At 62.9% G+C, this 20224-nt stretch carries 23 protein-coding genes; 11 read left to right on the top strand and 12 right to left on the bottom strand.

The features are described 5' to 3' along the window. Together BLT50_RS13150 and BLT50_RS13145 are read right to left on the bottom strand one after the other, a co-directional pair. A partial coding sequence (locus BLT50_RS13150) for a GTP-binding protein (protein ID WP_002583150.1) occupies positions 1 to 95 on the bottom strand: 95 nt, incomplete at its 3' end. 105 nt (positions 96 to 200) lie between these two features. Continuing rightward, on the bottom strand, positions 201 to 821 hold the full coding sequence (locus BLT50_RS13145) for a PRA1 family protein (protein WP_090029146.1): 621 nt from the start codon (positions 819 to 821) through the stop codon (positions 201 to 203). 130 nt (positions 822 to 951) lie between these two features. On the opposite strand from BLT50_RS13145, the gene BLT50_RS13140 reads away from it, so the two are divergent. Next, positions 952 to 2328 (top strand): cytochrome P450, encoded by a 1377-nt coding sequence (locus BLT50_RS13140; protein ID WP_090029145.1) that lies wholly within the window; start codon positions 952 to 954, stop codon positions 2326 to 2328. On the opposite strand, the gene BLT50_RS13135 is transcribed toward BLT50_RS13140, so the two are convergent. The 3 genes from BLT50_RS13135 to BLT50_RS13125 form a co-directional block, all read right to left on the bottom strand. After that, on the bottom strand, positions 2309 to 3460 hold the full coding sequence (locus BLT50_RS13135) for a M48 family metallopeptidase (RefSeq protein WP_245723378.1): 1152 nt from the start codon (positions 3458 to 3460) through the stop codon (positions 2309 to 2311). The genes BLT50_RS13140 and BLT50_RS13135 overlap by 20 nt on opposite strands. Further along, positions 3432 to 4619 (bottom strand): DUF898 family protein, encoded by a 1188-nt coding sequence (locus tag BLT50_RS13130; protein ID WP_090029143.1) that lies wholly within the window; start codon positions 4617 to 4619, stop codon positions 3432 to 3434. Before BLT50_RS13130 ends, BLT50_RS13135 begins: the two co-directional genes overlap by 29 nt. Before the next feature lie 67 nt (positions 4620 to 4686). After that, positions 4687 to 7113: a DNA topoisomerase IV subunit A gene (locus BLT50_RS13125; RefSeq protein ID WP_090029173.1), complete on the bottom strand. Its 2427-nt coding sequence runs from the start codon at positions 7111 to 7113 to the stop codon at positions 4687 to 4689. Positions 7114 to 7264: 151 nt separating this feature from the next. On the opposite strand from BLT50_RS13125, the gene BLT50_RS13120 reads away from it, so the two are divergent. From BLT50_RS13120 to BLT50_RS13095, 6 genes are all read left to right on the top strand, one after another. Further along, positions 7265 to 7834 (top strand): SH3 domain-containing protein, encoded by a 570-nt coding sequence (locus BLT50_RS13120; protein ID WP_090029142.1) that lies wholly within the window; start codon positions 7265 to 7267, stop codon positions 7832 to 7834. Between the two features lie 37 nt (positions 7835 to 7871). Then, positions 7872 to 8699, top strand: a complete 828-nt coding sequence (locus BLT50_RS13115) for an SDR family oxidoreductase (protein WP_090029141.1) — start codon at positions 7872 to 7874, stop codon at positions 8697 to 8699. 70 nt (positions 8700 to 8769) lie between these two features. Further along, positions 8770 to 8976: a twin transmembrane helix small protein gene (locus BLT50_RS13110; protein WP_090029140.1), complete on the top strand. Its 207-nt coding sequence runs from the start codon at positions 8770 to 8772 to the stop codon at positions 8974 to 8976. Positions 8977 to 8980: 4 nt separating this feature from the next. After that, complete coding sequence (locus BLT50_RS13105; RefSeq protein WP_090029139.1) at positions 8981 to 9553, top strand: cob(I)yrinic acid a,c-diamide adenosyltransferase; 573 nt, start codon at positions 8981 to 8983, stop codon at positions 9551 to 9553. Positions 9554 to 9717: 164 nt separating this feature from the next. Beyond that, entirely contained in the window at positions 9718 to 10476 is a 759-nt protein-coding gene (locus BLT50_RS13100) for an electron transfer flavoprotein subunit beta/FixA family protein (protein WP_090029138.1), read from the top strand. Next, positions 10476 to 11402: an electron transfer flavoprotein subunit alpha/FixB family protein gene (locus BLT50_RS13095; protein WP_090029137.1), complete on the top strand. Its 927-nt coding sequence runs from the start codon at positions 10476 to 10478 to the stop codon at positions 11400 to 11402. Before BLT50_RS13100 ends, BLT50_RS13095 begins: the two co-directional genes overlap by 1 nt. A 57-nt stretch (positions 11403 to 11459) precedes the next feature. Here the strand turns inward: BLT50_RS13095 and BLT50_RS13090 are convergent, their stop codons facing one another. Further along, positions 11460 to 12287: a DUF6473 family protein gene (locus BLT50_RS13090; protein ID WP_090029136.1), complete on the bottom strand. Its 828-nt coding sequence runs from the start codon at positions 12285 to 12287 to the stop codon at positions 11460 to 11462. A 162-nt stretch (positions 12288 to 12449) separates the two neighbouring features. Between BLT50_RS13090 and BLT50_RS13085 the strand changes: the two genes are divergently transcribed. After that, complete coding sequence (locus BLT50_RS13085; protein ID WP_090029135.1) at positions 12450 to 13325, top strand: 3-hydroxybutyryl-CoA dehydrogenase; 876 nt, start codon at positions 12450 to 12452, stop codon at positions 13323 to 13325. A gap of 28 nt (positions 13326 to 13353) precedes the next feature. Here BLT50_RS13085 and BLT50_RS13080 read toward each other — a convergent pair whose 3' ends face one another. The 3 genes from BLT50_RS13080 to BLT50_RS13070 all read right to left on the bottom strand — a co-directional run bounded on the left by BLT50_RS13080 (position 13354) and on the right by BLT50_RS13070 (position 16011). Then, positions 13354 to 14688 (bottom strand): 8-oxoguanine deaminase, encoded by a 1335-nt coding sequence (locus BLT50_RS13080; RefSeq protein ID WP_090029134.1) that lies wholly within the window; start codon positions 14686 to 14688, stop codon positions 13354 to 13356. A gap of 105 nt (positions 14689 to 14793) precedes the next feature. After that, on the bottom strand, positions 14794 to 15588 hold the full coding sequence (hisN, locus tag BLT50_RS13075; RefSeq protein ID WP_090029133.1) for a histidinol-phosphatase: 795 nt from the start codon (positions 15586 to 15588) through the stop codon (positions 14794 to 14796). Between the two features lie 51 nt (positions 15589 to 15639). Then, entirely contained in the window at positions 15640 to 16011 is a 372-nt protein-coding gene (locus BLT50_RS13070) for a helix-turn-helix domain-containing protein (protein WP_090029132.1), read from the bottom strand. Positions 16012 to 16268: 257 nt separating this feature from the next. On the opposite strand from BLT50_RS13070, the gene BLT50_RS13065 reads away from it, so the two are divergent. Beyond that, positions 16269 to 17228: an NADPH:quinone oxidoreductase family protein gene (locus BLT50_RS13065; RefSeq protein WP_090029131.1), complete on the top strand. Its 960-nt coding sequence runs from the start codon at positions 16269 to 16271 to the stop codon at positions 17226 to 17228. Here the strand turns inward: BLT50_RS13065 and BLT50_RS13060 are convergent. After that, positions 17218 to 18093 carry a LysR family transcriptional regulator gene (locus BLT50_RS13060; RefSeq protein WP_090029130.1) on the bottom strand — a complete coding sequence of 292 codons (876 nt, stop codon included), beginning with the start codon at positions 18091 to 18093 and terminating at the stop codon, positions 17218 to 17220. The genes BLT50_RS13065 and BLT50_RS13060 overlap by 11 nt on opposite strands. Before the next feature lie 115 nt (positions 18094 to 18208). Between BLT50_RS13060 and BLT50_RS13055 the strand changes: the two genes are divergently transcribed. Together BLT50_RS13055 and BLT50_RS13050 are read left to right on the top strand one after the other, a co-directional pair. Beyond that, entirely contained in the window at positions 18209 to 18439 is a 231-nt protein-coding gene (locus tag BLT50_RS13055; RefSeq protein ID WP_090029172.1) for a DUF1127 domain-containing protein, read from the top strand. A gap of 111 nt (positions 18440 to 18550) precedes the next feature. Then, positions 18551 to 19330 (top strand): Bax inhibitor-1/YccA family protein, encoded by a 780-nt coding sequence (locus BLT50_RS13050; RefSeq protein WP_090029129.1) that lies wholly within the window; start codon positions 18551 to 18553, stop codon positions 19328 to 19330. 53 nt (positions 19331 to 19383) lie between these two features. Here the strand turns inward: BLT50_RS13050 and BLT50_RS13045 are convergent, their stop codons facing one another. Together BLT50_RS13045 and rpmG are read right to left on the bottom strand one after the other, a co-directional pair. Further along, complete coding sequence (locus BLT50_RS13045) at positions 19384 to 19887, bottom strand: GNAT family N-acetyltransferase (protein WP_090029128.1); 504 nt, start codon at positions 19885 to 19887, stop codon at positions 19384 to 19386. 125 nt (positions 19888 to 20012) lie between these two features. Further along, entirely contained in the window at positions 20013 to 20180 is a 168-nt protein-coding gene (gene rpmG / locus BLT50_RS13040) for a 50S ribosomal protein L33 (protein WP_005630270.1), read from the bottom strand. Between the last annotated feature and the right edge of the window lie 44 nt (positions 20181 to 20224).

Below are 20224 nucleotides of genomic sequence, written 5' to 3'. Positions count from 1 at the left end.
ATCGCCGCCGTCAGCGTCGTCTTGCCGTGGTCAACGTGACCAATCGTGCCGATGTTCACGTGCGGTTTGCTGCGTTCAAACTTTTCCTTTGCCATCCTGTGGACGCCTCGCGGGTTGGGGGGCCGGCCTGGCCCGGTTCATACTCCGCGCGCCATTTATTTGCTTAGGCAGGGAAAATCAAGCGCCTATGGATGCGAAACCTATTCCGCGGGCGGTGCAGCCGCGTCTTCGACAGCCAGTTCCGCCGTTTCGGCCGTCGCATCCTCGCCGGTCTCGCCATTGGCCCCGCCGAACCAGCCCTTTTCGCGCTTCATCCGCACAAGGTAATTCTGGATCTGCTTGGCCGCGTTACGGCTGAGATTCTGCAACTGCTGTTCCTTGGACTGGGTCAGCCCGGAACTCAGCAATGTCTCGCCCGACAGGCTTTCGAACACGGTGATCTGTTCGGGTTCTTCGTTCAGCTTCTTGCCGGCGGCATCGTCCCAGACAGTGACGTTGAAAATCAGGATCGACTTGGGGTTCAGAACGATCGGGATGCCGGGCTGCGCCAGCACGTAACCTTCGACCGAAATACCGAAGTGATAAAGCTTGTCACCGTCGTAACGGTCGAACCTTTCGCCAATGGCGCCCAGCATCGCCGCTTCCCATTCCTCGACCGTCGCCTCGCGCGACATCGGTCCCTTGGTCAGGTTCGGCGCAACAACCACCCGATGGCTGAGCCGGAAATCCCCAAGATCGACCGGGGGGTTCCTAAGATCATTGGTACTGGTGCAGGCGGTCAGCGCGAAAAGCCCCGCAATAAGCGCAAGTAGTCTGATCATCAGGAATTGTCCCCCAGGCAAAGTGCTGCCTTTCCCGAATAGCCCAGCCTTTGCGCCGGTGCAATCTGACTGAGGCATTTGTCTGTCGCCCCGGCACGGCCTAGATTGAGCGGCAGGAGGTTTCCAGCCCATGCAGCAAGCCACCCATCCTGTGCGCGTGCCCCTCGTGACCGAGCCGTGGGGTATCTTGAAAAGCCTCAATGCCGCCCGGCAGAACGTGTTGTCGATCATCCCCGAGATCGCCACCCGCCAACCGATGGTGTCGGGCAAGACCGGCAAGCGCTGGCATATGGTGATGGACCCTGACGCGATCCGGCGCATCCTGCTGGAACGGCTGGACGATTATCCGAAATCCGACGTCACCAAGAACCTGCTGCGCCCGGCCATCGGTGAATCGCTCTTTATCGCGGAAGGGGCGCATTGGCGCTGGCAAAGGCGTGCCGCCGCCCCCGTGTTTTCGCATCGCAACGTGATGAACCTTGGCCCGATCATGACCCGTGCCGCCGAGGCGGCCAGCGGCCGCGTGTCGGGGGCCGGTCCGCGCGCGGTCAACATGGCCGACGAAATGGTGCGTGCCACCTTCGACGTGATATCGGATGTGACGTTCTCGGGCGATGGCGGGTTTGACCGCGATGCCGTGCATCGTGCCATCGACGCCTATATCGCCGAGGCCGGTAAGATCAGCCTGTTCGACGTGCTGGGCTTTCCCGACTGGGTGCCAAGGCCCGGCCGCATCATGTCGGGCGCGGCCCTGCGCGAGATGAAATCGGTCGCCGACACCGCGATCGACGCGCGGCGCGATGCCCCGCATGACGATGTGCCGGACCTGCTTGACCTGTTGCTGGACGGCGAAGACCCGGAAACAAAGCGCCGTATGGACACGGGCGAGTTGCGCGACAACCTGCTGACCTTCATCGTCGCCGGGCACGAAACGACGGCCCTGACGCTGGCCTGGTCGCTTTACCTGTGCGCCTTCGATCAGGAGGTGCAGGACCGCGCAAGGGCCGAGGCGCGCGCCGTTCTGGGCGACCGCGCGGCCACCGGCGCGGACGTGCCGAACCTGCCCTATATCCGCCAGATCGTGGACGAGGCGCTGCGCCTTTATCCGCCCGCGGGCATCATCAGCCGCACAGCGCAAAAGCATGACACGCTCTGCGGGCGCGAAGTCCGCCCCGGCGACACGGTGATGATCCCGATCTATGCGCTGCACCGCAATCACCTGCTGTGGCAGGATGCCGATGCCTTCCGGCCCGACCGTTTTGCGGACCGCAAAGCGATCGAGCGCTACGCCTATCTGCCGTTCGGCGACGGGCCGCGCATCTGCATCGGCGCGTCCTTCGCCCTGCAAGAGGCGGTCGTCATCCTGGCCACGCTGCTGTCGCGCCATCGTTTCACGCCCGTACCGGGGAAAGAGCCGAAGCCGGTCATGATCCTGACGCTGCGCCCCGAGGGCGGGGTGTGGCTGATGGCCGAACCGGCGGACGGCATCAATCGCAAATCTGCCTGAGCGCCTGCCATTCTGCCTCCGACAGAACCGGCGCGGTCGCGTCCTGCCCTGCGGCGTTGTCGCGCGCCTTCGCGGCGCGTTCGGCGCTGAGAGGGTGGGTCGACAGGTATTCCGGCAGCGCAAAACCGCCCTCTTCCCTGGCGAGCCGGTCAAAGAAATCCCCGAACCCGTCCGAGCTGATGCCCGCGTCGTTCAGCATCTGAAGCGCATAGGCATCGGCGTTTCGCTCGGCCTCGCGGGAATAGGCACTGTTCAGCATCTGGTCCGCAACCGCCACCAGAACCGCGCCACCGGCCACGTCCCCCAGGATCAGCGACAGGATACCGGCCGATCCCGCCACGCGCAGCGCGTTGCGCGTGGCATCGCGGCTGACGACATGCCCGATCTCATGCGCAAGAACGGCCGCCACGGCGTCGGGCGTTTCGGCCTCGTCGATCAGGCCGCGCACCAGCACCACATGACCGCCCGGCGCGGCAAAGGCGTTCAGCATCGGATGGTCGAACACGCGAACGTTCAGGTCATAGCCGATGTCCCGCCCATCGGTCAGCCGCTGCACCATCTTGTCCAGGGCGGCCCGGCCCGCCGGTGCATCGCAATCCAGCGCGCCGTTTTCCGATGCGCCCAGGAACCGTTCCATCTGCGCCGTCACCGCACGGCCGAACCGCATCTCCGTTTCCAACGGGATCAGCCGGGCAAGGGTGCCCGCAAGCGCCGGAAGGATCACCAGCAGGATCAGCGCCACGGCCCCCACCGCCAGGACCGCATTGCGCAGGATATGCCGCCCCGTACCGGGGTGCAGATCGCTTTTACGCAAGGACGGGCGCGACGTCAGCAACCAGTCCACCAGCACCGGATCGCGCAGCACAAGTCGGGCCGGGTCGCGCGGGGCTTCGTCATCGGTGGGCATATGGCGGGTCAGCACAAGATGCTTGTCCTGCGCGTGATCCGACAGGGCCCGCAGGTCCGGCAGCGGCCATCGCAACGGCGCGGGCAACGTGTCGGACGATATCACCAGGGCCTGTCTGTCGGGCGACAGGCCGACATCGACGTGATGCCGGCCGGCCGTTTCGCCGTCGAAAAAGATGCCCTGCCCCTTCATCGGTTCAGATCGCGCCGCCGATATCCAGTGCATCGGCAAAGCCTTCGGCATCGGCGCCCTTGTCCGCAACCCGCTGACGGATCACGTTGGCCGCGTCGATGTTGATCGCCGTAAAGGTGTCGACGTAGTGCGCGATGATCGGCTGCACGATCAGCGCGGTACTCGCCGCGCCGACGCCCAGGATGATCCCGACATAGCCGACACCAAGCAACGCCATCACGCCAAAGGACGGCGCACCGCCGCTCATGTCGCCAAGCGATACGACCGCCAGAGTTCCCAGCAGCGCGGTGACGATCCCGACAACTACGCTGATCACGATCCCACCGATGATGTAGGTCATGATGACGGTCGAGGTCTGCGGCCGCGCATCGAACGCGATCTGGCCGCCCAGTGCCTTTGTCGTCGTCAGGTAGGCAAAGCTTTGAACGCGGTAGTGTATGAACCCGATCATCAGCCAGAAATACCCGACCACCGGCAAGACGACGAGCAGCAATTCCATCTGGAACGCAATCCCGACCGCGATCCCCAGGAAGATGACCGCGAGCCCGATGAAGACATGCTTCATCGCACCATAAAGATCCTGCCAGCGCCCCCCCTGTTCGAATTGGGTGTCACCGAACCACATCCGGTCTGTCATGTATTTCTCGAGGTGAAAGGTCTGGCGCGGCAACAGGATACCCAGCGTCAGAATGGTCAGAAGGTAATGACCGATCGCCCGAAATGCATACCCCCAGGCGCCCTTGTCCATGCCGAAACGGATGCCCCGCCACCGCGTGCGCGCCAGCTTGTAGCGCCGCGCACGGTACACCGCGAACAGCAGCAACGGCACGAGCGACAGGAACGTCAGGTTGAAGGCCAGCGCCTGGGCGACCATCTCGGCCTCGGTTTCCGGCTCGGTCAGCAAGTTCAGACCGACAAAGGTCAGCAGCATCTGCACGATCCCCAGGTAGATCGCCAGAAACACCACCGCCATCAGGAAACCCAAGAACTTCTCCAGCCCGGTGCCGGTGTATTCGAACCGGTCGCCGTCAAGTTCGGCCGACGACCAGATATAACGCCGGATCCGCGTCTTGCCCCAGAAACGGTAAATCCCGAACGTGAACAGCGTCAGGATCGCAACCGTCAGAGACAGGCCGAAAATCGACCCGGATTTTCCCGAGTAGCGGCCGTCGGCATACCGGATTTCACTCATCACATGTCCTCTCTCAATTCTCGAGAGCGACAAATTACGCAAGAATTTGACGCGGATGTGGCAACCATCAGGTGAATTTGTTGTCGCGCGGGAACCCTCGCGGCGCCATCCGGCCCGCGCCGGCGCGCTTTCCGACCCATTCCGCAAGCTCGGTTTCGGTCCGTGTCCGGCCGGCCGGGTCAAGCCAGCTCAACCCCTCTTCGCGCAGGAAGGTCCGCGCGTCGGACAACCCGCCGTCCTTGTATTTCTGCAGACGGACACCCTTGCCACGCGTCATTTCGGGAAGCTCGTCGATATCGAAGATCAGCACCTTGCGGTTCTCGCCCACCACGGCCACGCTGTCGCCTTCCGCGGGCTTGCACACGCGCGCGCGCACATCGCCCTTGACGTTCAGCACCTGTTTTCCGCTGCGCGTCTGTGCCACGACCTCGTCCTCGGGCACGAGGAAACCGTCGCCCGCGCTCGAGGCGACCAATAGTTTGCGGCCCGGTTTATGAATGAACAGGTCGATGATTTCGGCTTCGTTCGGCAGGTCCACCATCAGGCGCACCGGTTCACCCATGCCACGCCCGCCCGGCAGGTTCGCCGCCTGCAACGTGTAGAACCGCCCGTTCGAGCCGAACACAAGCAGCCGGTCGGTGGTTTCCGCATGAAAGATGAACCGTGGTCCGTCACCGTCCTTGAACTTCAACTCGCGGCCCAGGTCGATATGGCCCGTCATCGCCCGGATCCAGCCCATCTGGCTGCAAACGACGGTGATCGGCTCGCGGTCGATCATCGCCTCCAGCGGCACCTCTTCGACCTCGCCGGCCTCGGCGAACTGGGTCCGGCGCGCGCCCCCTTCGGACTTGGCACCGAATTTCTTGCGCACCTCGCGCAATTCGTCCGCGACACGCGCCCATTGCAAGTGGTCGTCTTCCAGCAGATCCATGATGTCGGCGCGTTCCGCCATAAGCTTGTCCTGCTCGGACCGCAGCTCCAGCTCTTCCAGGCGGCGCAACGACCGCAGACGCATGTTCAGGATCGCTTCGGCCTGAATATCCGAAAGGCCCTCTTCCCGCCCGTCGAAACGGTGCGGAACACCGCCCTGGGTTTCGCCCTCTTCGGCCAGAACCTCAGGCAGATCCGCCGTGGGATCGGCGACCAGCGTCAGCGACGCGCGATCCACCCCAAGCAGCGGCGAAACGTAATCCGCCTCCGAGGTCGCGCGCCGGATCGTCGCCTGATGTCCGACGGACCAGTCCTCGTACATCAGCGCGGCCTTCGGATCCTCGTCATAGCGGATGATGTCGATCACCCGGTCGAGGTTCAGGAACGCCACCATCAACCCTTCGAGAACCTCGAGCCGGTGGTCGATCTTGGCCAGGCGGTGCGCGGCACGGCGCATCAAGACTTCGCGCCGGTGATCGAGGAAGGCGCGCAACACCTCTTTGAGCGAGCAGACCTTGGGCGTCACGCCGTCGATCAGCACGTTCATGTTCAGGCTGAACCGCGTTTCCAGGTCGGAATTGCGGAACAGCATCCCCATCAGCACTTCGGGGTCCACGTTCTTGGAACGCGGTTCCAGAACGATGCGGATATCATCGGCACTTTCGTCGCGAACATCGGCCAGGATCGGAACCTTCTTGGTCTGGATCAGTTCCGCGATCTTTTCGATCAGCTTGGATTTCTGGACCTGGTAGGGAATTTCCGTAACCACGATCTGCCATTGGCCGCGCCCCAGATCCTCGGTCTCCCACTTGCTGCGAAGGCGGAAGGCCCCGCGCCCTGTACGATACGCTTCGGCAATGTTCTCGGGCGGCTCGACGATGATGCCCCCTGTCGGAAAGTCGGGGCCAGGCACGTATTGCAGCAGTGTTTCGTCCCGCGCATCGGGTGCCTTGATCAAATGAAGGCACGCGGCGATCAGCTCGTCGATATTGTGCGGCGGGATATTCGTGGCCATGCCGACGGCAATGCCGGACGACCCGTTCGCCAGAAGGTTCGGATAGGCGGCGGGAAGAACCGTGGGTTCCGTCAGGCGACCGTCATAGTTGGGGCGGAAATCGACAGCATTTTCATCGAGCCCTTCCAGCAGCGCCTCGGCCATGATGGTCATCCGGGCTTCGGTGTATCGGCTGGCGGCGGGGTTGTCCCCGTCGATGTTGCCGAAATTGCCCTGCCCGTCGACCAGCGGATAGCGCACCGCGAAATCCTGGGCGAGACGTGCCATCGCGTCATAGATCGCTGCATCCCCGTGAGGGTGAAAATCGCCCATCGTGTCGCCACTGATCTTGGCCGATTTCAGAAACTTGCCCGTCGGCGACAAACGCAGACGGCTCATCGCGTAAAGGATGCGGCGATGCACCGGCTTCAGCCCGTCGCGCGCATCCGGCAGAGCGCGGTGCATGATCGTGCTCAGCGCATAGGTCAGATACCGTTCGCCGATCGCGCGGCGCAGCGGCTCGGAAATGCTGGGCGGACCGCCCTCGGGATCGTTGTTCACATCGCTCATATCCATGCTGATAGACGGCGCGCGATTCCTCGTAAAGCGGGCATTGGGGAAATTGCGCGGGAAATACCCCTAATGGTTCAGGGCGAATCGTGTATAACACGTATAGGCGGATTATTGCCGCCGGTGTGGTGCTGCGTTCTGGGGGTTCGTCATGTGGCGTTTTCTGATTGTGACTTTTGCCTTTCTTGGCTGGGGTTTTTACGAACTCAGCGGGGGGGCTGACTATGAGCCGCGCGCAGGGTCGCTGCAGGCCGAAGCCTACCGGGTGTTCAGCGCGCTGCATGTGCAGCAGGGCGACATCGCGACCGCGCCATCCGACCCTGACGCCCAAGCTCCCTCGGTTTCACGCGCTGCGGTCGACCTGACCAGCCTGCCAATCGTCACGCCTGCAAATCCGGTCCTCGGTGCGCCCGCGGGAATTGCCCCGGCGGTGGAAAGGGTCGATATCGCGGAACCGCCGGCCAGCCCGGTCGTCAAGGCGTCATTGTCAGAGAACGGGAATATCAAAACCCGGTCAGGCGATATCCGCACCATCAGCGCAAGCGTGGTCAACATGCGCATGGGGCCGGGCACCAGATACGATGTCGTCACAAAGCTGCGCCTCGGCGAAACCGTCGAAGTGCTCAGCGATCCGGGCGAGGGCTGGCTGAAACTAAGGGTTCTCGAAACCGGGCGGATCGGCTGGATGTCCGACGCGCTGGTGACTGCCGCAGTTGACTGATTGCCAAACCGCGCGGTTTTCGACAGAAATCGCGCGCATGACCAGATCCATTCTCATCACCGGATGTTCCTCCGGCATCGGCTATGACGCGGCGCACGGGCTTCGCGACCATGGGTGGCGCGTCTTCGCGGCCTGCCGGCAGCAGGCCGATGTCGACCGGCTGGCCAGCGAAGGCTTTGATGCCGTTCGACTGGATTACGCCGACCCCGAAAGTATCGCGGCCGCGCTGGACACCGTTCTGGCGGCCACGGGCGGGACGTTGGACGCACTGTTCAACAACGGCGCCTACGCCTGCCCCGGTGCCGCCGAGGATCTGCCGCGCGAGGCCCTGCGCGAGATTTTCGAAACCAACGTTTTCGGCTGGCATGACCTGACGACCCGCGTGATCCCGGTTATGCGTGCGCAGGGGCATGGGCGGATCATCAATTGCTCGTCGGTGCTCGGGCTGGTCGTGATGCCCTGGCGCGCGGCCTACAACAGCACCAAGTTTGCGCTCGAGGGTCTGACGGACACGCTACGCATCGAGATGCGCGACACCCCGATTCACGTCGTTCTGATCGAACCGGGGCCGGTGACATCCAAGATCCGCATAAATTCGATCCCGCATTTCGAACGCTGGATCGACTGGAAAAACAGCCCCCGCGCCGAGCAGTACCGCGAGAAACTGCTGAAACGGCTTTACGAATCCCGTGGCAAGGACACGTTCGAATTGCCCGCTTCGGCGGTAACGAAAAAGCTGATCCATGCGCTGGAATCGAAAAACCCGCGCCCGCGCTACTTCGTGACCACGCCGACCTATATCATGGCTGTCCTGCGGCGCATCCTTCCGACACGGGCGCTTGACTGGATTCTCGCCAAAGGGTGAATTTCCGGTTCGCTTTTTTCGGACCAACCCCTACATGGGGCAGACAAACCTAAGAGGGACAAACAGCGATATGGCAGATGATCCGCTTTTCTACGTCGTCGCCGCGGCCTGCCTTGCCGTGGTTGTCATTCTCGTGCTCGGCATTTCGAATTTCGGCAAGGGCACGATGGAGGCCGCGAAACAATCCAACAAGATGATGAAGCTGCGGATCGTCGCGCAATTCGTCGCCGTCGTGCTGATCCTGCTGTTCGTCTGGCTGCGTGGCGGAGGAAACTGAACAGATGGTCGTACTGAACAAGATCTACACAAAGACGGGTGATCATGGCGAAACCGCATTGGGCAACGGCGCTCGGGTCGCCAAGCATGCCCTGCGTGTCACCACCTACGGCACGTCGGATGAATTGAACTCGTTCGTCGGCGTTGCCCGCCTCGAGGCGCCGGCCGAGATGGACGCCGCATTAGCGCGCATCCAGAACGATCTTTTCGATCTCGGCGCCGACATGTGCACCCCCGACATGCACAAGGATGCCGAGCGCGAATATCCGCCTCTGCGTATGGCGCCCGAGCAGGTCACGCGGCTTGAATCGGAAATCGACGCTATGAACGCCAAGCTGGAACCATTGCGCAGCTTTATCCTGCCCGGCGGTTCGGCACTGGCCGCGCAATTGCATGTCTGCCGCACTGTGGCACGTCGCGCAGAGCGGCTTGCGGTGGAACTGGCGACCGTCGAATCCGTCAATCCCGACGCGGTCAAGTACCTGAACCGCCTGAGCGACTGGTTCTTTGTCGCCGCGCGCATCGCGAACAATGACGGCAAGGACGACGTTCTTTGGGTGCCCGGCGCCAATCGCTGACACATGGCGGTTTCGCGACGAAAATCCGCAGAACGCGACGTCGCAGCGCGCCAACGTGACGATTTTGCCCTGTTTCCCCCGCGCGCAAGAATATATCAAGCGCGGGAGAACTTATGGAGGAGTCGCCCGCGCGGCTCGTCGCAATTGTAAGGGAGACCACGCCAATGAAGGTACTCGTGCCTGTGAAACGCGTGATCGACTACAACGTGAAGGTCCGCGTCAAGGCGGATGGCAGCGGTGTCGATCTCGCCAACGTTAAGATGTCGATGAACCCGTTCGACGAAATCGCCGTTGAAGAGGCGATCCGCCTGAAAGAGGCGGGAAAAGCCGAAGAGGTCGTCGCGGTATCCATCGGCGTCAAACAGGCGCAGGAAACCCTGCGCACCGCACTGGCCATGGGCGCCGACCGCGCGATCCTGGTCGTCGCAGCGGATGACGTGCACCAGGATATCGAGCCGCTGGCAGTGGCCAAGATCCTTGCCAAGGTCGTGGAAGAGGAACAGCCCGGTCTGGTTCTCTGCGGCAAGCAGGCGATCGACAACGACATGAATGCCACCGGCCAGATGCTGTCGGCGATCCTCGGTTGGAGCCAGGCGACCTTTGCCTCGGAAGTGGGCATCGATGGCGACAGCGCCGTCGTCACCCGCGAGGTCGATGGCGGCCTGCAGACCATCAAGGTCAAGATGCCGACCGTCGTTTCCGTCGACCTGCGCCTGAACGAACCGCGCTATGCGTCGCTGCCCAACATCATGAAGGCCAAGAAAAAGCCGCTGGATGAAAAGACCGCCGCCGATTACGGCGTCGATGTCACCCCGCGCCTGACCGTGGTCAAGACGTCCGAGCCGGCCGAACGCGCCGCCGGTGAAATGGTTGGCTCGGTCGACGAGCTGGTTGCGAAACTCAAGGAAAAGGGGGCGGTGTGATGGCTGTTCTTCTTCTTGCCGAAGTCAACAATGGTGAACTGTCGATGGACGCGACCGCAAAGGCGGTCACCGCGTCCAAGGCCCTGGGCGACGTGACGGTTCTGTGCGCCGGCGCATCCGCCGCCGACGCCGCGAAAGAAGCCGCGACAATTGATGGCGTGGCCAAGGTGCTGGTCGCCGAAGACCCCGCGCTGGGTCATCGCCTGGCGGAATCGACCGCCGACCTGATCGTGTCGCTGGCAGGCGATTACGATCACATCGTGGCGCCCGCCACCACCGACGCCAAGAACGTGCTGCCCCGCGTGGCCGCGCTGCTGGACGTGATGATGCTGACCGACGTCTCGGGCGTGGTCGATGCCGACACGTTCGAGCGCCCGATCTATGCAGGTAACGCGATCCAGACGGTGAAATCGGGCGACGCGAAGAAGGTCGTGTCCTTCCGCACCGCCAGCTTCGACGCGGCCGGCACCGGTGGCTCGGCCGCTGTGGAAACCGTGGGCGGGGCCTCCGCTTCGGGCCTGTCGGAATGGGTCGAAGACAAGGTCGCCGAAAGCGACCGTCCCGAACTGACCTCGGCCGGTATCGTGGTTTCGGGCGGCCGTGGCGTCGGCTCGGAAGACGATTTCGCGCTGATCGAGAAACTGGCCGACAAGCTGGGCGCCGCCGTTGGCGCATCCCGCGCCGCCGTCGACTCGGGCTTTGCACCGAACGACTGGCAGGTTGGCCAGACCGGCAAGGTGGTCGCGCCTGACCTGTATATTGCCGTCGGCATTTCGGGTGCGATCCAGCACCTTGCGGGCATGAAGGACAGCAAGATCATCGTCGCGATCAACAAGGACGAAGAGGCTCCGATCTTCCAGGTGGCCGATTACGGCCTGGTCGCCGACCTGTTCGAAGCCGTGCCCGAGCTGATCGAAAAGCTCTGATCCGGCACCCGACGATCAAAAACAAAGGCCCTCCATCCCAGGCGGGCCTTTTTCGTATTACAGTCGCCCACGCAGAGCAGGCAAAAGCGGCCCGGCCGCTTCGGCATGCGCCACCGCACCAGGCATCGCCGCGGCAACCGCTTCTTCGCCGGGCGGCACGACCATCCCCTGCAAACCGGCGGCCTGCGCCGATGCGCTGATCGTGGCATCGACGATCTCGGCCACGTCGTCGCGCAGGGCATCGACCATCCAGCGTTCGATGAACAACGGATCGGCCCCTATCGTTTCTGCCTCCGGCCCGCCTGGCATCCGGTGTGGGGCGAACCACAACAGCACCACAGGCCCGCCCAGACGCTGAACCAGCAGCCGTGTGCGCGCGACCCAGGCCGCCTGCAGTTCTTCGCGCAACATCGCGAACCGGTCCGGTGCGAAACGGCAAAGGCTTTCCAGCATGTGGCGCGTGAACGTGAAATCGGTAAAATCCACATCGCCGAATATCTGCCGCATAAGACGCGACGATTTCAGGAATCGGTCATTGCGTCGCGGATGCACGGTATAAAACCGGTTCGACATGTTGTGCGCGCCGCCGATCTGCAACACCCGCACCCGCGCCTGCCCGGCCAGTTCCATCACATAAGGATCGTGCAAGTACACATCGTGCCCCGCGTTCACGCAGCCAAGGTTGACGCAGGTCACACCGAGTTCTTGTTCGACAAGCGCAGGATACGGTTCGGGGATGTACTTGCCGTATGTCTCGGTCGAGCCCAGAAACGCGACGTACTTGCCGCGAAGCAATCGCGCGGGCCCGCGGAACGTCAGGCGCGACGTGCCGTAACGGCACGGTTTGTAGTCGAGGCCCGGCGGCCCCTTTCGTTGAAATGTCATGGCTCCCACCAATTGTTAAGTCTCACCCGAGTCCAGATTCGGCCTGAACAATTGCCAATCGGTTAAACGGACAGATTTCAAAGCATTGGACAGGTCATCGCGGCCTTGCAGCGGACGCGCCCGCATGGCTATTGTGCAGGGCGATCAGACGGGAGACAGCGCATGGAAATTCAGACCATCGGCGTCGTGGGGGCCGGGCAGATGGGCAACGGGATTGCCCATGTCATGGCGCTGGCGGGATATGACGTGCTGATGACCGATATCAGCCAGGACGCACTGGATGCGGCGCTTGCGACAATCGACAAGAACCTCGAACGTCAGGTCAGCCGCGACAAGATCAGCCAGGACAAAAAGGATGCCGCGATGGCGCGCATCAAGACAACGCTGACGCTGACCGATCTTGGCCCGTCCGACCTGATCATCGAGGCCGCGACAGAACGCGAAACGGTAAAGCAGGCGATCTTCGAAGACCTGCTGCCGCATCTCAAGCCGCACACGATCCTGACGTCGAACACGTCGTCGATCTCGATCACACGGCTGGCCAGCCGCACGGACCGCCCTGAGAAATTCATGGGGTTCCATTTCATGAACCCGGTTCCGGTGATGCAGCTCGTGGAATTGATCCGGGGCATCGCGACGGATCAGGAAACCTATGAGGCCTGTTTGGCAGTTGTCGAAAAGATCGGAAAAACCGCATCCAGCGCCGAGGATTTCCCCGCCTTCATCGTGAACCGCATCCTGATGCCCATGATCAACGAGGCGGTCTATACGCTGTATGAGGGCGTCGGCAACGTGAAGTCAATCGACGAAGCGATGAAGCTGGGCGCGAACCACCCGATGGGGCCGCTGGAACTGGCGGATTTCATCGGGCTCGATACCTGCCTTGCAATCATGAACGTCCTGCACGACGGGCTGGCGGATACGAAATACCGCCCCTGCCCCCTGCTGACCAAGTATGTCGAGGCCGGGTGGCTGGGCCGCAAGACCCAGCGCGGCTTCTATGACTACCGCGGCGAAACACCCGTACCCACACGGTGATATTTGGGGGGAAGGTTCCCCCGGGAAATCACCCGGCCAGCGCGCGGGCCAAGGCGTTCTGCCGTTCGATGACGCGCGGCAGGTCGATCGTCGTGACATGCCCGTCGCGCACGATCTGACGCCCTTCGACAAACAGGTGCCTGACGCGCGTGGGCCCGGCCAGCAACAGCGCCGCGGGATCCCAGCTTCCGGCGCTTTCGATGCCGCTGACGTCCCAGATCGCGATATCGGCGCGTTTTCCGGGCGCAAGCCGCCCGCAATCGGGGCGGCCCAGCACATCGGCGCCGCCGCGGGTTGCGATCTCCAGCGCCTCGCGCGCGCTCATCGCGTCCGCGCCCCGTGCGACCCGCTGCAACAGCATGGCCTGCCGCGCCTCGAGCATGATGTTGCCCGCATCGTTGCTTGCCGACCCGTCGACACCCAGCCCCACCGGCACCCCGGCATCACGCATGGCACGCACCGGAGCGATGCCTGATCCAAGGCGGCAATTGGAACACGGGCAATGCGCAACGCCCGTTCGGCTGCGAGCGAAAAGATCGATCTCGGCCGTGTCCAGTTTCACGCAATGGGCATGCCACACATCCGGCCCCGTCCAACCCAGTTCTTCCGCGTATTGCCCCGGGCGGCAGCCGAAATTGGCCTCGGAATAGGCGATATCCTCGTCGTTTTCGGCCAGATGGGTATGCAGCATCACGCCCTTGTCGCGCGCCAGAAGCGCCGCGTCGCGCATCAGATCGCGGCTGACGGAAAACGGCGAACAGGGTGCGAAACCCACGCGCACCATCGCGCCCTCGGACGGGTCGTGAAAAGCATCGGCCACGCGAATGCAATCTTCGAGGATCGCGGCCTCGCGCTCGACCAGGCTGTCCGGCGGCAGGCCGCCATCGCTTTCGCCGATGCTCATCGCGCCGCGCGTCGGGTGAAACCGCAACCCGATTTCCTGCGCCGCCGCGATCGTGTCGTCCAGCCGCGCGCCATTGGGGAAAAGATACAGGTGATCCGACGTCAGCGTGCAGCCCGACAGCGCCAGTTCGGCCAGCCCGACCTGCGCGCTTGTGAACATCTCTTCCGGGCCGAAACGCGCCCAGATCGGATAGAGCGTCTGCAACCAGCCGAACAGCAGCGCGTCCTGTCCACCGGGAACCGCGCGGGTGAGCGTCTGGTAAAGGTGATGATGGGTGTTCACCAGGCCGGGTGTCACTACGCAACCCGAGGCATCCACGGTTTCACCGGATGTCCCCAGACCTGCACCGATCTCCACGATCACGCCATCCCGCACCAGGATGTCGGCCTGCGCAACCTCGCGGCGCGCATCATCCATCGTCAGGATCGTCTGCGCGGATTTGATAAGGAATTCTGCCATTCTCAGCCCCCTTTCATGCCAGTCGGACCCCCTCTGGCAATTCGGGGCGCGCCGGAAAGGGGCAAGAAGCGCGCCGTTTTTCTTAGCCCCGCACGCCTGATCCGATCAAGAGGCGTGGCGTTCCAGTATTTCCAGCGCGGCCTTGTGCTGCATCCGGCCCGCAGCGGCGATGACGCGCCCGCCATCCTGTGCGGGCCCACCCTGCCAGTCGGTGACGATCCCGCCCGCGGCCTCGATTACGGCCATGGGGGCCTGGATATCGTAGTTCGACAATCCCGCCTCGATCACAAGGTCGATCTGGCCGGCCGCCAGCAGGGCGTAGGCATAGCAATCCATGCCATACCGGGTCAGTTGCACGGCGTCTGCCACGGCCCCGAAAGCGTTGCGTTCTTCGGGCGTGCCGACCTCTGGAAAGGTCGTGAACAGGATCGCCTCGTGCAGCGGGCGGTCGCCGCGCACGGCCAGCGGGCGCGCGCCCTGCGGCCCTGTCATCCCGGCCTGACCCAGCCCGCCCCAGAAGCGTTCGCCGATATAGGGCTGGTCGACGATACCGAACACCGGCACACCGCCGCGCGCGGCCGCGATCAACACCCCCCAGGTCGGTGTGCCCGACATGAAACCGCGCGTGCCGTCGATCGGGTCGATCACCCAGGTGACGTCGCTGCTGCCGGATTTGTCGGCAAACTCTTCACCCACAATGGCATCCTGCGGGCGGCGCTCGGCCAGAACCGCGCGCATTGCGGCCTCGGTTGCGCGATCGCCCTCGGTCACCGGGTCGAAACCGCCGGCATCCTTGTTGTCGGTGCTCAGGTCGGGCGCCCTGAAGAACGGCAAAACCGCCCGGCGGGCGGCATCTGCCATCGCGTGGGCGGTTTCAATGATGTCTCGATCTTGTTGCATGCGCTGCGCTCCGGGCTGTTGATGCAGCCCTAGCGCAGCGCGCTGCGTGCCTCAAGCCACGTCGGACAACACCCGTGCCAGTTCGAACAGGCGCCGACGCTGGTTTTCGGGAATGGCGTAATAGGACCGGACAAGGTCCATCGCTTCCTTGTCACCCAGCAAATCCTGCGGCATGTCCTGCGGTGTATTCGCATCCTGCGACGCTGAATTCAGCCCTTCGAAGAAAAAGCTTACATCGACATCCAGCGCCTCGGCAATATCCCAAAGCCTTGATGCGCTGACCCGGTTTGCACCGGTTTCGTACTTCTGGATCTGCTGAAACTTGATCCCGACGCTTTCTGCCAGTTGCTGCTGGGTCATACCGACCAGCCAGCGGCGCTGACGAATGCGCTTACCCACGTGGACATCTACAGGATGTGCCATGTTCAAACTCCATCGAATTAGTGTCTCGGAAAGACAGATGCCCCGACTGCGCAGAAATAATCGCATGCCCGGCCATCGCCGTCTCTCACCCCACGTCGAGAATGACGCATATTGGCATCGCCAACAACGTTTTTTCACCCCAAATGCGTGATCCTATACCTTTGAGACTCAATTTTGGGGTGATTGAACCGCACGCCCGGGTTTGACACCGCAAAGTCCGCCGCGCATCTTGCCGCGAACGCCGAACGGAGAAAAAAATGCGCGCTTTTCAGGTACTCAGCGCAGGGCAAGCCGCTGCCCTGACCAATTGTCCCACGCCGGAACCCGGCGCAGGCGAGATCCGCGTGAAGATCGAGGCTTGCGGGCTGAACTTCGCCGATCTTCTCCTGGAGCAAGGCAAGTATCAGGATACGCCGCAGGCGCCTTTTGTCCTTGGAATGGAGGTCGCCGGGGTCGTCGATGCGTTGGGTCCGGGCGTGGCCGGACCGGTTGCCGGAACGCGCGTCGCCGTCTTCGGGGGCCAGGGCGGTCTGGCCGAATACGGCTGCTTTCCCGCTGACCGCGCCGTTCCATTGCCTGACGCGATGTCCGCCGAGGATGCCGCCGCGTTCCAGATCGCCTATGGCACCAGCCATCTTGCCCTTGACCACCGGGCGCGGATGCAGCCGGGCGAAACCCTGCTTGTGCTGGGCGCGGCGGGCGGCGTGGGTCTGACGGCTGTCGAAATCGGCAAGCTCATGGGCGCAACCGTGATCGCCTGCGCCCGCGGGCAGGACAAGCTGGAGATTGCAAGGCAGGCCGGGGCCGACCACCTGATCGACGCAAAAACCGAAGACATCCGTGACCGCGTCAAGGCGCTGGGCGGCGCCGATGTGGTCTATGATCCGGTCGGCGGCGAACAATGGCAGGCCGCTTTCCGCGCCTGCAACCCCGAGGCCCGCCTGCTGCCCATCGGCTTTGCAAGTGGCGATGTGCCCCAGATTCCGGCCAACCACCTGCTGGTCAAGAACCTGAGCGTACTGGGCGTCTACTGGGGCGGATACCTGAAATTCCGCCCCGAAGCCGTGACCGGCAGCCTGCGCACATTGCTGGGATGGTATCAGGACGGCCGGCTGAAACCCCATGTCAGCCACATCCTGCCGCTGGAGCGTGCCCGCGAGGGGCTGGAGCTGCTGCGCAGCCGGAAATCCACCGGCAAGGTCGTGATCACGCCGTAAGGCGCAGGTCTGCAGGCTTGCCAGCAAAGGCGCTGCGCAGCACCTTGCGCAATTCGTCGATCATCCCGCCGCCATCCGCCGTGGGGGCGTAAAGGTTGATCTGTTGGGTGCCCAGATCCGGCAGGCCGCTGCCATGCGGGATCGCCTCCTGGTGGGGGGGAATGCTGTCTTCCAACAGGGCGCCGATGCTCAGGTCTGCGCTTATCAGCGCCTCGATCGACCGGTCATCGTCCGAGTCGACAGTCATTTCCCAGTCGATACCGGTTTCTTCCAGGGCACGCACGGCGATTGGGCGGAATGCGCAATGCTTGCAGAATGCAAGCCGCATCGGGCGCTGACGCCAAAGCTGCCCCCCACGCGCCCCGACCCAGCGCAAGGGCACTTCGGTCAATGTTTCACCACCCGGACGCAGCGCACTTTCGGTGGTCAGGATCAGATCGACCTCCCCCCGGTCCAGCGCCTCGTGCAGCTTGACGGTGCTCGATGACCGAAGCGTGATCTTCACCCGTGGAAAAGCGGCGTTGTAAGCCTTAAGCACCTGCGGAATCGTGGGATAGACGATGTCATGGGGTGCGCCCAGGATGACCTCGCCCTCAAAGGCCTGATCGGTCAGGCGCATCATCACCTCGTCGTTCAGATGCACCATGCGCTTGGCATAGGACAGCAACTGTTCGCCATTCAGCGTCAGCGCGATCCGCCGCCCGCTCCGGTCGAACAGATTGAGCGCCAACAACTCTTCCAGCCGCTTGAGCTGCATGGACACAGCCGATTGCGTCAGGTTCAGATGCGTCGCCGCGCGGGTCACACCGCCCAGTTCGGCCACCGCAACGAAAGACCGAAGCGTGGTGACGTCCAGATTTCTCATATCACAATCCCTGATGGTTACCGTCAAAAACATTCGTTTCACAAATAGCACGACGGATCATAGATGTTCAACAAGTTTGATGAAACAAACCCGAACCATCGCGAAAGGAAAAGATATGATCGCCCTGTCCCATGCGCTGTCGCGCTTTTTGCCCATGCACCACGCCCACCGGCCGCGGATCGCGGACCTGTTCGCCCTGGCACGTCAGCGCCGGGCCCTTGCCCGCCTCGACGATGCCGCGTTGGAAGATATCGGTCTGAGCCGTTCCGAGGCCGAAACCGAGGCGCAGCGCCCGTTCTGGGATGCCCCTGCGCACTGGTCGGCAGCACCGCGCGGCCAAAGGTGACAAGAAAAGTCATAATTGACGCGCAAAACCCTTGAAACGATGAAAGGCCTTACCGATATTTGCGACAAGGTCCGTATTCCCGGACCACAGGGTTTCGCATCGGAGGCTTTAATGGCTGAATACAACACAATCCGGACGGCGGCCGGCGTAAGCGCCGCCCAGATTGACGAAGGGCTCCGCGCCCACATGAACAAGGTCTACGGCACCATGTCCGTGGGCACGTTCATCACATTTCTTGCTGCCTGGGCAATCGCCGGGCTGGCCGTGACAACCGATCCGTCCGCGGCCACAGCGATGATCCGCGAAGGCCAGTACCTGACCGGCTTCGGTCAGGCGATCTACATGTCGCCGCTGAAATGGGTGATCATGTTCGCACCGCTGGCCTTTGTCTTCTTCGGCTTCGGGGCGGCGGTGAACCGTCTGTCGGCCGCCGGCGTACAACTGGCATTCTACGTCTTCGCGGTGCTGATGGGCCTGTCGATCAGCTCGATCTTCCTGGTGTTCACCGGCCATTCGATCATGCAGGTGTTCCTAATCACCTCGATCGCCTTTGCCGGCCTGTCGCTCTGGGGCTACACCACCAAGAAGGACATCTCGGGCTGGGGCAGCTTCCTTATCATGGGCGTCATCGGCCTGATCGTGGCATCGATCATCAACATCTTCCTTGGCTCGCCCGCGATCATGTTCGCGATCTCGATCCTGGGTGTGCTGATCTTTGCCGGCCTGACCGCGTATGACACGCAGGACATCAAGAACGAGTATCTCGCCCACGCCCATCACGGCGACAGCGAGTGGCTTGGCAAGTCCGCGATCATGGGCGCGCTGCGTCTGTATCTGGACTTCATCAACATGTTCATGATGCTGCTGCAACTGCTGGGCAACCGCGAATAAACAGCGCCGAGATACAGTCATGCGAAGGGCCGGTCATCTGACCGGCCCTTTTTTCATACGCCTAGCCGCGCGTACATGTGGATCGAAGGGAACAGCACCTCGCCCGGCAGGCGCACCATCACCTCGGCCACGCGGGTAAAGCCAAGCGCACGATAGAACGGCTCTGCCGTCAGGGAACTGTGGCAATGCAGGTCCGTGATGCCACGCCCTGCCGCATCGCGCATGACGGCCCCCATCAATGCCCGCCCGACACCGCGGCGCAGACAGGCGGGGTCGGTCGCCACATGGCGCACATGGCCGATACGATCGGGCCCGCGGGTGCCACGCGTCCATCCCCCTGCCGCGACGACACGATCGGCCTGCTCGGCCACGAAATAGCTGCCGCTGGCCAGCAGATCGGGCTGCGCGCGGGCGATGATCGGCAGCGCCTCTGCCAGCAGGTCGGGCGGGTAATCCGCCGCCATAAGCGCAGGGTAGGACCGCGCCAAAAGCGCATCGACCGCATCCCTGTCACCGGGACAGGACAAACGGATTTCGGGGGGCATGTGATCGGGCATGTGGCTGGCTTTCCTAGTAGATCGGGGGGCGGGCCAGCGCGTATGCCTTTGGGGTTTCGGCACGAAAAAACGCCGCGCTGGCCATGGGCCGCGCGGCGTTTCGTCTTGTCCGGTGTCAGGCGATCTTACTTGATCTTGCCTTCCTTGTACTCGACATGCTTGCGCGCGACCGGGTCGTATTTGCGTACGGTCATCTTCTCGGTCATGGTGCGTGCGTTTTTCTTGGTCACGTAAAAGTGGCCGGTGCCCGCGGTCGAGTTCAGGCGGATCTTGATAGTGGTCGGCTTCGCCATTGTCGCTCTCCTGCACAGGGCGGAGTGCCGCCCGTGAAATCTCT

It is taken from the genome of Lutimaribacter saemankumensis (assembly GCF_900100005.1).
Classification (GTDB): domain Bacteria; phylum Pseudomonadota; class Alphaproteobacteria; order Rhodobacterales; family Rhodobacteraceae; genus Lutimaribacter; species Lutimaribacter saemankumensis.
Note: the sequence above shows the minus strand (reverse complement) of the source record. Positions and strands in the feature narration are given on the sequence as shown.

Bases quoted from the DNA above. Each gene is read 5' to 3' on its own strand.
- BLT50_RS13145 (WP_090029146.1), bottom strand. From the start codon at position 821: ATGATCAGACTACTTGCGCTTATTGCGGGGCTTTTCGCGCTGACCGCC.
- BLT50_RS13140 (WP_090029145.1), top strand. From the start codon at position 952: ATGCAGCAAGCCACCCATCCTGTGCGCGTGCCCCTCGTGACCGAGCCG.
- BLT50_RS13135 (WP_245723378.1), bottom strand. From the start codon at position 3,460: ATGCACTGGATATCGGCGGCGCGATCTGAACCGATGAAGGGGCAGGGC.
- BLT50_RS13130 (WP_090029143.1), bottom strand. From the start codon at position 4,619: ATGAGTGAAATCCGGTATGCCGACGGCCGCTACTCGGGAAAATCCGGG.
- BLT50_RS13125 (WP_090029173.1), bottom strand. From the start codon at position 7,113: ATGAGCGATGTGAACAACGATCCCGAGGGCGGTCCGCCCAGCATTTCC.
- BLT50_RS13120 (WP_090029142.1), top strand. From the start codon at position 7,265: ATGTGGCGTTTTCTGATTGTGACTTTTGCCTTTCTTGGCTGGGGTTTT.
- BLT50_RS13115 (WP_090029141.1), top strand. From the start codon at position 7,872: ATGACCAGATCCATTCTCATCACCGGATGTTCCTCCGGCATCGGCTAT.
- BLT50_RS13110 (WP_090029140.1), top strand. From the start codon at position 8,770: ATGGCAGATGATCCGCTTTTCTACGTCGTCGCCGCGGCCTGCCTTGCC.
- BLT50_RS13105 (WP_090029139.1), top strand. From the start codon at position 8,981: ATGGTCGTACTGAACAAGATCTACACAAAGACGGGTGATCATGGCGAA.
- BLT50_RS13100 (WP_090029138.1), top strand. From the start codon at position 9,718: ATGAAGGTACTCGTGCCTGTGAAACGCGTGATCGACTACAACGTGAAG.
- BLT50_RS13095 (WP_090029137.1), top strand. From the start codon at position 10,476: ATGGCTGTTCTTCTTCTTGCCGAAGTCAACAATGGTGAACTGTCGATG.
- BLT50_RS13090 (WP_090029136.1), bottom strand. From the start codon at position 12,287: ATGACATTTCAACGAAAGGGGCCGCCGGGCCTCGACTACAAACCGTGC.
- BLT50_RS13085 (WP_090029135.1), top strand. From the start codon at position 12,450: ATGGAAATTCAGACCATCGGCGTCGTGGGGGCCGGGCAGATGGGCAAC.
- BLT50_RS13080 (WP_090029134.1), bottom strand. From the start codon at position 14,688: ATGGCAGAATTCCTTATCAAATCCGCGCAGACGATCCTGACGATGGAT.
- hisN (WP_090029133.1), bottom strand. From the start codon at position 15,588: ATGCAACAAGATCGAGACATCATTGAAACCGCCCACGCGATGGCAGAT.
- BLT50_RS13070 (WP_090029132.1), bottom strand. From the start codon at position 16,011: ATGGCACATCCTGTAGATGTCCACGTGGGTAAGCGCATTCGTCAGCGC.
- BLT50_RS13065 (WP_090029131.1), top strand. From the start codon at position 16,269: ATGCGCGCTTTTCAGGTACTCAGCGCAGGGCAAGCCGCTGCCCTGACC.
- BLT50_RS13060 (WP_090029130.1), bottom strand. From the start codon at position 18,093: ATGAGAAATCTGGACGTCACCACGCTTCGGTCTTTCGTTGCGGTGGCC.
- BLT50_RS13055 (WP_090029172.1), top strand. From the start codon at position 18,209: ATGATCGCCCTGTCCCATGCGCTGTCGCGCTTTTTGCCCATGCACCAC.
- BLT50_RS13050 (WP_090029129.1), top strand. From the start codon at position 18,551: ATGGCTGAATACAACACAATCCGGACGGCGGCCGGCGTAAGCGCCGCC.
- BLT50_RS13045 (WP_090029128.1), bottom strand. From the start codon at position 19,887: ATGCCCGATCACATGCCCCCCGAAATCCGTTTGTCCTGTCCCGGTGAC.
- rpmG (WP_005630270.1), bottom strand. From the start codon at position 20,180: ATGGCGAAGCCGACCACTATCAAGATCCGCCTGAACTCGACCGCGGGC.